This is a genomic window from Sphingobacterium sp. xlx-96 (genome assembly GCF_011007365.1).
Taxonomy (GTDB): domain Bacteria; phylum Bacteroidota; class Bacteroidia; order Sphingobacteriales; family Sphingobacteriaceae; genus Sphingobacterium; species Sphingobacterium luzhongxinii.
Genome location: NZ_WFKM01000017.1, coordinates 13,982 through 27,381, shown reverse-complemented (window position 1 = coordinate 27,381; position 13,400 = coordinate 13,982). Strand labels below are relative to the sequence as shown.

Here is a 13,400-nt window from a genome sequence, read left to right as displayed (position 1 = left end):
AAGTCCAAACAGTTGTTTTGTTCGGTATAAAGTTTGGCTGTATACAATAAATACCATCACTATCGAAAGCTTTCATGTTAACCGCTAAGGACCTGGACTTTCACGAAAAAGCGATACCTCTTGGGGGAATTGCTGTATATACTTGTTTAAAATACGAGGTTTACCTATACCATTTGCGGTGGATATTGAATCATCTTTAGTTCTTTAATCGTATTAATAGGGTTCAAAGCGTTGAAAACGAAAGATCCTGCAACCAACGCATCTGCCCCGACTTTGACTAGTTCCGCGGCATTATCTAAAGTGACTCCCCCATCAACCTCAATAATAAGTCTATCATTACGTCCAGCTGCCAAATGTCTTAGCTCCTTGATTTTACTGTAGGTATTTTGGATAAACTTCTGTCCACCGAACCCGGGATTTACAGACATTATACATACCAAGTCGATATCTTGTATTACATCTTTTAACAGCTGAACTGGTGTATGCGGATTCAGCGCTACTCCTGCCCTACAACCTAACTCCCTGATTGCAGCCAATGTACGATGTAAATGCGGACATGCTTCATAATGCACCGTAATCATATCGGCTCCACTATCTTTACAGACTTTCAGATAGCGATCGGGATCAACAATCATCAAGTGCACGTCTAGCGGCTTGGTCGCATGTTTGGCAATAGCCTGCAGCACTGGAAAACCGAATGAAATATTAGGGACAAAATTGCCATCCATAATATCGATATGAAGCCAATCTGCCTCACTATCGTTTACCATTTTAATCTCAGAACTGAGATTTGCAAAATCAGCCGCCAGTATTGACGGTGCTATCAAGTGTTTGTTATATGACATCTTTTCAATCATTAAACCTAATACAAACCTAAAGAAAATGCTTCGGATTAACGAATGGATACCTTAAGACTTTTAGCCTATACGTTTGGAGGGTACCTAAACAAAGCTCTTTCCCAAAAATGCCGAATAATAGTTACTTTTGTATAAGTGTTATAAACATAAACAGGCAATATAGTGGCAAAACTCAAGATAAACTACATCGATTCCAAAATACATAGCAATTCTGTATTCCTCAAATATGGTATGGTCATCGTTACTGTATTATTAATATGCCTTTTCCTACCCAAACAACCTCGATTCGAGTATGAGTTTCAAAAAGGAAAAGCTTGGAATCACGACAATCTTATCTCTCCTTATAATTTTGCAGTATTAAAGACAAAAGAAGAACTCGACAAAGATAAGCAACAGATATTAAAGACTGTACAACCTATATACAACCTAAACACCTCAATAAACAAAGAACAAATTGATCAATTTACCACAGATCTGGCTGAAAAATGGCAAAGTAGCCAGATGGACACCATCCCATCCTTAAAGATAGAATATTACAAAAAGAAAGGTGTAGAGTTACTGACGACAATTTACAACAGAGGTGTACTTTCACTAAACAACCGTTATCAAACCAAAGGCACTGATGCCGAAAAACTTAATGAGACTGATGCTAATTATAATTTCACATTACTCAACAACAATGTAGCCTCGCAGAAAAACACGATAGATTGTTTCACTATAGAAACAGCTTACGAATTTCTTAAATTAAGCTTAGACAGAGACAAAGAGATCACCAGAAAAAAATGGTTTATCGATGTACTCAAGAATTATATTACCGTAAACCTGATCTATAATGAATCTCTAACCGACAAAGTCGAACAGACCGCATTAAGTAATATTTCTAGTACAAGAGGGATGGTTCAAAAAGGCGAACTTATTGCTGAAAGGGATAAAATTGTTAACAACGATACGTACCAAAAACTTGAGTCACTTCGTACTGTGTTTGAAGATGAAGCTAAAATCACAGGAAATAGAAATTATGTTGCATTAGGTCAGTTTTTATTGGTAGGATTAGCGATGACACTTCTCATGGTTTTTCTATATTTCTTCAGACGTCAAATCTATGAAAGCAACAGACTTTTAGTCATTATCTTCATCGTTATTCTCGCGATGCTAGGGGTCTTATCTTGGTCTATAGAGATCAAAATATCAAGTTTATATTTTATCCCCTATTGTGGTGTCCCCATTATCTTCAGAATCTTGTTCGACACACGCGTTGCGCTCAATATCCACTTGTTGATGGTTTTGATAGCAGCCTTATTTGTACCCAATAGCTATGATTTTGTCTTTTTACAATTCATGTCGGGCTTGGTTGCTATCTATAGTATCCGAACTATGGTCAAGCGGGAGCAGTTTCTAATTTCCAGTATCCTGATTTTAGCGACCTACATCATCGGTTATATGGGATTAGTACTTACCCGAAACGGGTCAGTGACAAATATCTACTGGAACGATATAACCCCTTTTATCGTTAGCGTGGGTCTTACGCTTTTGGCCTACCCGCTTATATACGCCTTTGAAAAGTTGTTTGGTATAGTTTCTGATTTAACATTGATGGAATTAACCAATAGTAATTCAAAGCTCTTACGCGAACTTTCATTAAAGGCTCCGGGCACTTTCCAACATTCCCTTCAGGTTGCTAATCTAGCCGAAGCCGCTGTTTACAAAATAGGTGGGAATCCACTATTAATCCGAGCAGGGGCTTTGTACCATGATATCGGAAAAATGATAAATCCGCTTTATTTTATAGAAAATCAAAAAAACGGTGTCAACCCACATAAGGAACTGACGTCCGAACAAAGTGCACAGATTATTATTTCTCACGTAATTAAAGGTATTGAAATCGCAAAGCGCAATCTATTGCCAGAAGTTGTTATAGATTTCATTAAGAGTCATCACGGCACCACACGGGTAGATTATTTCTACAATGAATTTATTAGGGATAATCCCGAAAAGCTTGTAGACGAAACTATCTTCCATTACCCTGGTCCTGTCCCATTCTCCAAAGAAACTGCTGTTCTTATGATGGCAGATTCTGTAGAAGCTGCCGCACGAGCACTAAAAGAACCCACCAAAGACTCTATAAGTAATCTAGTGGACAAAATTATAGAGCACAAATTAATGCAAAAACAATTTGAAAATGCAAACATCACCATGAAAGACATTAGCGATGTAGCGCACATCTTTAAGAGTATGTTGATGAGTATTTATCATGTACGCATAGACTACGATCTGAGCAAGAAAAAAGATGTTTTACAATAAATAAATGAATCTCAACAGGTTAATTTCAACGTCCGAAAAATTATCAAAAAAACAGCATTTAAAATTTGTTAAATGATTTTTTTGCCTTATGTTTGCACTGTCGAAACAGGGAGAGATGCCTGAGTGGCCGAAAGGAACAGTTTGCTAAACTGTCGTACTGGAAACGGTACCGTGGGTTCGAATCCCACTCTCTCCGCTAAGACTAAAAAAAGTCCAACGAAAGTTGGACTTTTTTTTATTTCCACACACAACGTCATACAGCACTACATTTTCTTACTTTTAGAACATAGGCATCATAACCCACAGGGTTAGACCCAAAGAAAGCCACTATCACATCGACAGTGGCTTTCATACCTCCCCAAGTTAAGTTTTAGAATAGTATAAAAATTTAAATATAGCTCAGTTCGATTATTTTCATAATTCCTTTTTCAAACTGGCAGCTTCCAATACAGACAACACGAATATACCAGAAATTGTTTTGACTTATTTTAATTTATTTTTAACTATTATTTATACAACAAGCATTCAACTGGATTACAACACACTCTTTTTCTCATAAGATAGCATATTATATAGGTGTTACGATAATAATGATAAGTTTTTGAGTTAAGAAAAAAATAATTAAAGGTTATTTTTTTTAAGCATTCTCAAATAGAGCTCTTCCACTTTTTCCCTCGCCCAAGGCGTCTTGCGGAGAAAAGTCAGCGAGGATTTGACACTCGGATTTTCATTAAAGCATCGAATAGAAATTCGACGTCCCAATTCTTCCCACCCGTAATATTCGACCAAATCATTAATGATCGTGTCGAGTCTTTTTCCATGTAGCGGATTATTTGCTTGTTCTTGCATTTGGTAAAGATAATAATCTCTTCAATTTTAACTCACTTTAATCGTAGGTAGATGTGTTTGACATGTTTGTGCCCACCTGAGTCCCTTTCATCAATCTCAAATCTATTTATATATTTAATCAGATCATAAAGCTTGTTGAAGCCATAGTTACGCGGGTCAAAGTCAGGCTTCTTTTTGGAAATAAAACTTCCCAGCGACCCCAAGAAAGTCCATCCTGTCTCATCAGCAAGATCGTCCACACTATTAACGATCAGCGTTACCGTTTTCTTATCCACCTTATCAATAGCCTTTTGAGTTGGTTTAGACAGTTCCTTGGCCACAGATTTAACGGTGGTCTTAACATCTGCTTCTTTTTCAACAGGCTTTAAGATCTCGATATAGATGAATTTATTACAAGCGGATATAAACGGCTGCGGAGTTTTCCGTTCTCCCAGACCAATTACCAACATACCCGCTTCCCGGAGTCGTGTCGCCAGTCGGGTAAAGTCACTATCGCTGGATACGATACAAAAGCCATCCACCTTCTCCGAATATAAAATATCCATAGCATCTATAATCAATGCACTATCTGAGGAATTCTTACCAGTTGTATAACTATATTGTTGTATAGGAATGATCGCATTATCCAGCAGAACATTTTTCCAGCCCGAAAGATGTGGTTTAGTCCAATCGCCGTAAATTCGCTTCACAGTAGGTGTACCGCTCTTTGATATCTCTTCCAGCATTTCCTTCACATCCGCATAAGGAACATTGTCAGCGTCTATCAAAACGGCGAGCTTATGATCTTGCATATATAAAAAGTTAAATTACGTAGTATAAATATACTAATTTAACAATAACTTCTGAAAAAGGCATATCATTCCCACATTCTAAGTAGAAAAAACCACATTGCAGCTACCTGCTAATTTCAACTATTAGCAGGTTACTAAAATTATTCACGGGTTATAAAACAATAATAAGCTTCAGCGATAGCCATCTCCTGATCGAATAAAACACTAGTCTACAAAGAAAACAAAAGGGTCAAGACGAATGATCTCCAAGTAGACCTACATAGACTATATTGAAGACACCAAATATATAAGGTTAATTATCTTTCTACAAACCACGCTCCAACATGATCATATCCCGCAGTTGGATGCCATTTTCAACAATAGGTTCCTCATAATTATGGATAAAAAAATCCTTTCTCACAGCATACTTAACAAAACTATTACGCTCGTAGAATCGAATCTGATCCACTCCACAGTCCGCTGTACCAACGATAACTCGCCTACAACCTCTAGCTTGTGCAATTTCGATTATCTTCTCTATCAATAGCGATCCTAATCCTTTGCCTTGCAGTTCACGGCATACAGCAATATTCTTTATTTCGATAATCTCATTATCTACAAGGTATAGGCAAAAAACAGCGACTTCACGCCGCTCGTCTTTCAGTACATATACATCACTATCAAACACATATTTTTCGATAGCATAGCGCGTCTCATCAGCCAATAAAAGTAAACTATAAGGAAGCTTATTACCTGGGGACAACAATTCCAAATGATACATAGAATTCAAAGATTGCTTGAACATCATTAAATTAATTATGTTGAAAATCAAATTTATGTAAACCGATTATAAATAAAAGATTATTATATTAAAGTTCCTATAGTTTCTTCGATTTATAAAATTCTTTCTGTAATTTTGAAAATCAATTAGCATAATAAAGAGCTAAATATTTTGAAACTTTTTTGCACATACATTTTATTAGCCACGCTGACACTGCAGTCTTTCTATCGTAGTATCATGGCTATGGAGTATCAGATACACCTACCAGAATATCTGGCCAAATGTATTAACAAAGATAGACCACAACTTCATTGTAATGGACAATGTGAGTTGATGAAAAAAATAAGAGAAAAAGAAAAGCAAGAAACAAAAAAGAACCTTGTAGTTTATGAATATAGTGCATTCTACATACATAAAGATTACACTATTTTCCAATCACAGCCCCAAACTGAGGAAAAGACAATAAGCTTATTTTCTCCTTATTTGACTAATTACGCATTTACTTTCCGCACTTCGGTATTCCACCCTCCACTCGCTTAGTATTATTTCTTTATAGAGTAGATTGCATACTTACTTTTTATCAATCATTTTGAAGGTTTCATCCTGCATTAATTTGTCTTAGACGAGAAGACAGATTAACGAGGAATAACTTGGCCACAAAAATGTCCATGTAAGAATACTATGCCCCTATTCCCACAACTAACTTTTAACAACTGTCGCTAGCGTCTAATTATTCGACGTAGTCGCAGCATTACTATAAAAAATTATCTAATGGAAAAAATTACACTTTTTCTAACAGTGCTTTGCTTTGCCCTGACATCATGTACGAAAGAAAAAACAGACTATCAAGCAGAAATAGATACTATTGTTCCCGGACGCGGCGATTTTGAAGAAGTCACTACAATCCAAAGCGGAAATTATAACTTACATCTCGAAGCTCTAAATGGCACCTTATACAAGGGATATAATGCGATCAGAGTCAAGGTAACAGACCGCACCACAAACAATAAAGCGGAGGTTTCCGCTGTGACGCTGCTCCCCATCCTGAGCCGTAGTCAACAAGAACCTAGCTCCTGTCCCCATCGCTACCAGCTGATCTACAAACCCGAAGGCCGTTATTTCGAAGGGTACATAGTATTTACAGAGCAAACCCTCACAAATGCCACCTGGGATCTCTACATCAACTTTACTGTAGCACTTCAAACTCAAAAAGCACAGCAAAGGCTGCAAGTAGAAAAGCAAGACAACAAAAACCTGAACATAACAGAATTTTCCGGAATTGACGGAGAGGACTACGTTATCGCTTTGGTAGCACCACACAAACCCAAAGCAGCCGAAAATGAATTAATAGCAGGCATATATAAGCGTAATGAAGCGAATCAACTCCCTTCATCCCCCTTTCCCAATCCAGCAAAGTATGCTTATACTGAAGTCAAAGGGCACACCCTGAAATTGGATCCAAGAATGCCCGGACCTTCTATGGGAAACCATTCCTCCCCCAACAATCAAGACCTCATACAGCGACAGGATGGATTATACCAAGGCGTGGTCAATTATACCATGACAGGTAACTGGACATTGAATTTCATTCTATTGAATCAACATGGAAGTGTTATTAAAGGAACTACCGTACCGAGTGATTTCACGCCTGGAGTCGAGGGCAAAAAAAGCGAACTACATATTGATATTTTATTCTAAAATCTATGAGGTGGATACATGTTATTCTTTGGGGAATCATAATGACAACCAGAGTCAGTTCACAAGAGATATCAGCACACCGAGACAGCAGCAAGCTACTCGAAGAGGTTAAGGTGATGGGCGTTGTCAAAAAGAAAGTAAAAACAGATCTCAAATTGGCCGTCACCGTTGACGAGTTTCTTGCCTCCTCTCAGAATATCAGCTTTATCAAACGTGGAGCTTATGCCTGGGAACCTATGCTCAACAATATGAGCTCAGAACGATCTTCCGTTACCATTGATGGTATGCATATATTCGGTGCCTGTACCGATAAAATGGATCCGATTACCTCTTATGTCGAGACCAATAACCTGTCTACCATAACTATTAAATCTGGACAGGAAGGAAACCTACACGGAGCAACCGTTGCTGGCAGCATCGACCTTCAGCGTAAAAATACTGCATTTGGTGGCGATAAAAAGATAAGTGGAAGTTATCAGACGGGATTCGAATTCAACAACAAGCAGTTCTTCAATCTTGCGGACCTTTCTTATTCGAGTCAGAAGTTTACTGCAGAAGGCAGCATTTCCTTGCGTAATGCAAAAAACTATTATAATGGTAATAATGAAGAAGTAAAGCACTCCCAGTTTAATAAGTTCAACAGCTCTTTAGGCTTCGCAGTCAAAACAGGAGACCGCTCGGCCATACGTATAGATGCCATCTACGACAAAGCCAAAGACGTAGGGTTTCCGGCTCTCCCCATGGACCTCTCGCTATCACGTGCCATCATTACCTCCGCATCCTACAAACAGTTGTTTGAAGAGGGTATAATACAGTTTTGGGATAGCAAAGTTTACTTCAATACCATTGAACATTATATGGATGACACCACACGCCCCGAGAATCTCGTACATATGGATATGCCGGGCTGGAGCACCACCTATGGTCTAATTTCTAAGATAGCCCTTAAAAAAGACAATTATACATCGGAGGTTCAACTCAATGTATATGACAACTTATCTATCGCAGAGATGCGAATGTATCCGCAAGACCGCAGCATGCGAACCATGTTTGCCTACAGCTGGCCCTGGGTGACCACACGGTTTGCCGGGGTGTCCAACAATAATTCCTGGAATCTATCAGAACGCAGTCATGTTGTAGCCGGAGGCTCCTTGGGTGTCCACTACAACTACTCTAAATATGCCGAGTTCAACTGGATTTTTCACCCTGGTGCCCCACCGCAAAAGACGCGGATATTACCAGGTTTATATGCCAGCTATCACCTCCAGATAAATCAGTTCGAAATCAGTGCCGGAACCGGTTATGGACATCGGGCTCCTTCCATATCAGAAGCCTATGGTTACTATATTTACAACAGCTTTGACCGATACGATTACATTGGCAACCCCAACCTGAAAAACGAAATATCGTACGAGACCAATGCCAGCATAGCATATAAAACAGACCGAATGGGCGTACAGGCCAAGGTTAATTATTTCTACATTCAGAATTATATCGTCGGTAAGATATTGAATATGGGAAGCCCCATGAACTATCAGTCGGTAGGCGTTAAAGGATATACAGCTCTGGATCAAGCGAATATATTCAATGCAGCTATAAGCGGACACTATGACATTCTAGCTCATCTGCACTGGAAAGGAAACCTGACCTATGCCCGGGCCACTGATGGTCAGGGAGGCAATCTACCTTTTATCCGTCCATTGACTTATCAGAGCAGTCTACATTACATGTACAAACGATTTGGAATACAAACCTCACTTCAAGGAGACGCCGTACAACGTGATTATAGCCCTGAATATGGTGAGGACAAAACTCCGGCATACTGCATTTGGAATATGTCGGCCGATTACATTCTACCCATCCGAAACCTCAAAATCACATTACAGGTTGGCGCCGAAAATCTCTTAAACGCGTATTACAGTACATATGCCGACTGGGGCAATATCCCACGGATGGGAAGAAATATCTTCACCTCCGCAAAAATCAATTTTTAAAAAAAACTATTAAAAAACAAATGACAATGAAAAATTTAACAAACCTCTTATTTGCATCTTTAATTTCGGTAGCATTGATTTCGTGCAACAAGAATGAGCCTTCCTCGAACAATCTAACTTTGCGCTTTGAGAATACATTTAAAGAGAAAGCTATTGTACTTGGTGACAAGAACTCCTCCACCGCTACAGTCAATATATCATCTGAAAACCAAACACATCAGTTTTCCGAATTAAAGTATGTCATCAGCAATATAAGATTAATCAAAACCGATGACCAAGAGGTACCGTATAACATAAATGACCTGGACAATGGCGCTAGGGTGATCGATCACTCCAAAGCAGCCAGCTTAGAATATGTACTGTCCAACATCCCTTCTGGAGATTACAAAGGACTAAAATTCGGACTTGGTGTCAAACCGGAATTAAACACCCTTGATCAAGTACGCTTTCCTCAGTTTTATGCAGCAGCGGGCGCCAACGATACGGAGATGATGTGGGAATGGGGTACGGGGTACCGTTTCACCAAAATCGAAGGATTCTATGATACAGACAAAAAAACACTTTCTATTCACACAGGCAGTACTTTGAATGGCAAACAAGAAGATCCTTCAACCTACATACCCGGTGTAAATGCCTATAGGGATATTAATCTCTCCCTACCCGAAACAGCTTTTGTCGGCAAAGGATCACCGATCATCAACATCCGTGCTGATTTTGACAAACTATTGAGCGGAAAAACTAAAGCAATCAAATTAGGTGCTGGAAATGCTACACCTAGCATTCACAGTGCCGATGGAATGGTCGAATTTGTAAACAATCTCGGTGGCAACGGGGATTCAGACCAATCAGGAATATTCTCTATCATCAGTGTAAAAAAATAAATCACACCTACAAGCGGGAGCGTCCTATCGTCTATAGTGCACTCCCCTTTTACTTTACAAATCATGAAAAAGTTAATTGGCATTCTCATTTCGTCACTACTAGTACTAACTGTAGCCTGTAGTCGCGAAAACTCAGATAAAAAAGCAATTATCGACAACCCAAAGATACAGCTCGCTACCCCTAAAGGTTTTCCTGCTTTAAATGAGGCTGTATACCGAAATCCTCCTACCAAATACGGTGTAGAATTGGGCAAAAAGCTCTTTCATGAAAAAAAGCTAAGCAGCAACAATACCATATCCTGTGGCAGTTGTCACCAACAGGCAAAAGCTTTTGCAGACAATCATGCACAGGCTATAGGGATTTATGACCGAATAGGCCTGCGTAACACCCCTGCTATACAGAATCTAGCTTTTATCAAGCACTACAATTGGGATGGCAGCAAGCGCGAACTGGAAAAACAGTCCTTAGTACCCATTATCACCCATGAAGAGATGAACTCCTCCATCATGGAGGTAATGAGCAAGCTTCAGGCTGACAAAGATTACCCCATACTATTCCATAAAACATTTGGAGATCAAGAGATTAGCCCCGAAAGAATCTATAAAAGTATCGCCCAATACGAATACTCGCTCATATCAGCCAATAGCAAGTATGACAGGATACGACAAAACCTGGGCGAACAGTTTAGCGAAAGCGAAGCTTGGGGTTACCGATTGTTTAACACCAAATGTGCCAGTTGTCACCAAGGAGAGTTATTCACAGATGAGAGCTTTCGAAATGTAGGTTTTCCCTTAAATCCCAACACCGATGAAGCGGGCCGCGCTCGGGTAACAGGCATACCTGCCGACTATATGAGTTTTCGTGTCCCCAGTCTACGTAACATCGCCTACACAGCTCCTTACGGCAGTTTTGGTCAATTTAAAACCCTTCGAGCGGTATTAGACTATTTTGACAAGGGCGTACTCGACAGTGACAATCTCGACCCTATTTTAAAGAAAAACAAAAACAGAATCCCAATGACTTCCCAGGAAAAGTCGGCTATTATCTCCTTTCTGCATACCCTCAGTGACGAACAATTTATTGATAATCAACAATAGCCTATATTCTTTTTCTCCTTCTGGTTACATATTATTTCCCGATAAAGTGTAAATTGTACAGCTGTTGTCGCATTGGGCGACAATTAGAAACATAAAAAAGGGTAAAATGAGCACGGAACACAACTATTTAGCGGTAAACCGCGAGTCTTGGAACAACAGAACAGAAACACACTTAAATTCCGATTTTTACAACATGGAAGGTTTCCTTAATGGAAACACCTCTCTCAACGACATCGAGTTAAAGCTACTTGGCGACATACGGGGCAAATCCATACTCCATCTACAATGTCATTTCGGTCAGGACAGTATCTCGCTGAGCCGATTGGGCGCCACCGTTACCGGCGCCGATCTTTCCGACAAGGCCATAGATAGTGCCCGTCAGATTGCACAAAAACTTCACACTGACACCCAATTTATCTGTTGTGATATCTACGATCTCCCAAACCATCTCCACGAGACATTCGACATCGTATACACCAGCTATGGTGTTATAGGCTGGCTTCCTGATCTGGACAAATGGGCTCAGGTGATTTCCACATTCTTAAAACCAGGAGGGAAACTCGTCTTTGTAGAGTTTCATCCCGTAGTATGGATGTTTGATGATAATTTTGAAGGAATAGGCTACAGCTACTTCAACTCAGGGGCTATTATCGAATCCGAAACCGGTACATATGCCGATAAGGAAGCACCTATCAGCCAAGACTACATCTGTTGGAACCATGGACTTGGAGAAGTTCTAAATAGTTTATTGGAAAACGGACTCCAGCTCAAATCCTTTGACGAGTTTGATTACTCTCCTTACAACTGTTTCAATAAAACTATTGAATTCGAACCTAAGAAATATAGAATAGCGCATCTAGCAGACAGAATACCTATGGTGTATGCGCTGGTTGCGGAGAAAATATAACACCGAGAAGCATACAGGATCCGAGGAATATCTCGGGTTCTGTATGCAATATACAGCTATTTTGACATTCTAAACCCAATGATTACAAAAGGAATCGTGCCTACCATAACCAATGCTGTAGTCAATAATGCAGTATTTGAAAACAACGACACGATACCACTGGCTAAAAAACAAGTCCCTAACTGTAGCGCATTCTGCAATGCAGAAGCTTTACCAAGACTACCCGGAAATAGCTTCATGGCCTGAGCCACAACAATTGGGTAACAAGCACCATTTGCAAGGGCCATCAAGCAAAACGGAATCAAGAGCATAACCAATGTGGGGGGTGTAATCAGTGTAATAGCCAACACACCTATTACCGCCACCGAATAAAGAACCAGCAAAAAAGGCAGAATACGTCTTCCTTGCATCCGATCCGAAAGCGCCCTGTAACCATATCCGCCCAGCATGAACGCTACCGTCTGCGGCACAAAGCTGAAACCTATTTGCGCCTCATCATATCCTAGTTCTTTTAAAAAAAATGGCGAACCGGTCAACCAAGCAAAGAATGCTCCCGAACAAACTGCATAGATCATCACATTACCAACATATGTTTTAGATTGCAGCAACTGTATATACGACGCTCCTTTTTTCGGTATAGCCTGGTTACCTCTTGCTGCTTCCTCCCTTAAAGTAAGTGTATAGAACATCATTAATAGAGCAATAATAGCCAAAACGATAAATATAGATCTCCAGCCAAAATAGTCCAATAGAAATACGCCAAGCAGTGGAGCCAATGCTGGAGACAAAGCCACAAGTGGCATAATAGTAGCAAACACCTTATTCGTCTTATCCGCCGGATAACGCTCGATCACCAGTGCCTGCCAACTTACTGCCGCCGCACAGACACCTATCGCCTGTAACAAACGCAACACCAGCAATACCGTGACATCATAAGTAAAGAAAATCGAAAGCGAAGCCACTGTAAATATCCCCAGTCCCACCAAAATAGAACGCGGCTTACCGATCTTATCAGCGAAGGGTCCCCACAGCAATTGTGCTATCGCATATCCTGCAAGAAATAACGTAAGACTCGCACTTATATTATTTTTACTCGTGTCAAGATCTATACGCATTTTATCAAATGCTGGCAAGTACATATCTGTCGCCAAAAAACCAATGACACTCAATCCTGCCAGATAGACCAGAAAAAAGAAATTACTTCTCTTTTTATTCCCCATATATACTTTCATTTTTGATCAAGTCGCAAAGTTAATATAATACA

At 39.7% G+C, this 13,400-nt stretch carries 11 protein-coding genes and 1 tRNA gene; 7 read left to right on the top strand and 5 right to left on the bottom strand.

From position 1 onward, the window contains the following. Nucleotides 1-164 precede the first annotated feature (164 nt). Complete coding sequence (gene rpe, locus G7B20_RS18990; RefSeq protein WP_164112998.1) at nucleotides 165-845, bottom strand: ribulose-phosphate 3-epimerase; 681 nt, start codon at nucleotides 843-845, stop codon at nucleotides 165-167. Between the two features lie 174 nt (nucleotides 846-1,019). Here rpe and G7B20_RS18985 point away from each other — a divergent pair, with 174 nt between their 5' ends. Both G7B20_RS18985 and G7B20_RS18980 read left to right on the top strand, forming a co-directional pair. After that, nucleotides 1,020-3,158 carry an HD family phosphohydrolase gene (locus tag G7B20_RS18985; protein ID WP_370626399.1) on the top strand — a complete coding sequence of 713 codons (2,139 nt, stop codon included), beginning with the start codon at nucleotides 1,020-1,022 and terminating at the stop codon, nucleotides 3,156-3,158. Nucleotides 3,159-3,267: 109 nt separating this feature from the next. Further along, nucleotides 3,268-3,354: transfer RNA gene (locus G7B20_RS18980), tRNA-Ser, on the top strand. 425 nt (nucleotides 3,355-3,779) lie between these two features. Here the strand turns inward: G7B20_RS18980 and G7B20_RS18975 are convergent. The 3 genes from G7B20_RS18975 to G7B20_RS18965 all read right to left on the bottom strand — a co-directional run bounded on the left by G7B20_RS18975 (nucleotide 3,780) and on the right by G7B20_RS18965 (nucleotide 5,585). Beyond that, nucleotides 3,780-4,007, bottom strand: a complete 228-nt coding sequence (locus G7B20_RS18975) for a VF530 family DNA-binding protein (protein ID WP_164112997.1) — start codon at nucleotides 4,005-4,007, stop codon at nucleotides 3,780-3,782. A gap of 32 nt (nucleotides 4,008-4,039) precedes the next feature. Beyond that, on the bottom strand, nucleotides 4,040-4,798 hold the full coding sequence (locus G7B20_RS18970) for an NYN domain-containing protein (protein WP_164112996.1): 759 nt from the start codon (nucleotides 4,796-4,798) through the stop codon (nucleotides 4,040-4,042). A gap of 304 nt (nucleotides 4,799-5,102) precedes the next feature. Beyond that, complete coding sequence (locus tag G7B20_RS18965) at nucleotides 5,103-5,585, bottom strand: GNAT family N-acetyltransferase (protein WP_205600287.1); 483 nt, start codon at nucleotides 5,583-5,585, stop codon at nucleotides 5,103-5,105. 744 nt (nucleotides 5,586-6,329) lie between these two features. Here G7B20_RS18965 and G7B20_RS18960 point away from each other — a divergent pair. The 5 genes from G7B20_RS18960 (at nucleotide 6,330) to G7B20_RS18940 (ending at nucleotide 12,136) form a co-directional block, all read left to right on the top strand. Further along, entirely contained in the window at nucleotides 6,330-7,256 is a 927-nt protein-coding gene (locus G7B20_RS18960) for a hypothetical protein (RefSeq protein ID WP_164112995.1), read from the top strand. A 5-nt stretch (nucleotides 7,257-7,261) separates the two neighbouring features. Next, nucleotides 7,262-9,250 carry a TonB-dependent receptor gene (locus G7B20_RS18955; RefSeq protein ID WP_164112994.1) on the top strand — a complete coding sequence of 663 codons (1,989 nt, stop codon included), beginning with the start codon at nucleotides 7,262-7,264 and terminating at the stop codon, nucleotides 9,248-9,250. Between the two features lie 26 nt (nucleotides 9,251-9,276). Further along, nucleotides 9,277-10,131: an MbnP family protein gene (locus G7B20_RS18950; protein WP_164112993.1), complete on the top strand. Its 855-nt coding sequence runs from the start codon at nucleotides 9,277-9,279 to the stop codon at nucleotides 10,129-10,131. A gap of 63 nt (nucleotides 10,132-10,194) precedes the next feature. Further along, nucleotides 10,195-11,229 carry a cytochrome-c peroxidase gene (locus G7B20_RS18945; protein WP_164112992.1) on the top strand — a complete coding sequence of 345 codons (1,035 nt, stop codon included), beginning with the start codon at nucleotides 10,195-10,197 and terminating at the stop codon, nucleotides 11,227-11,229. A gap of 106 nt (nucleotides 11,230-11,335) precedes the next feature. Continuing rightward, nucleotides 11,336-12,136 (top strand): class I SAM-dependent methyltransferase, encoded by an 801-nt coding sequence (locus tag G7B20_RS18940; RefSeq protein ID WP_164112991.1) that lies wholly within the window; start codon nucleotides 11,336-11,338, stop codon nucleotides 12,134-12,136. 56 nt (nucleotides 12,137-12,192) lie between these two features. Here G7B20_RS18940 and punC read toward each other — a convergent pair whose 3' ends face one another. Beyond that, complete coding sequence (gene punC, locus G7B20_RS18935; RefSeq protein WP_205600288.1) at nucleotides 12,193-13,368, bottom strand: purine nucleoside transporter PunC; 1,176 nt, start codon at nucleotides 13,366-13,368, stop codon at nucleotides 12,193-12,195. Between the last annotated feature and the right edge of the window lie 32 nt (nucleotides 13,369-13,400).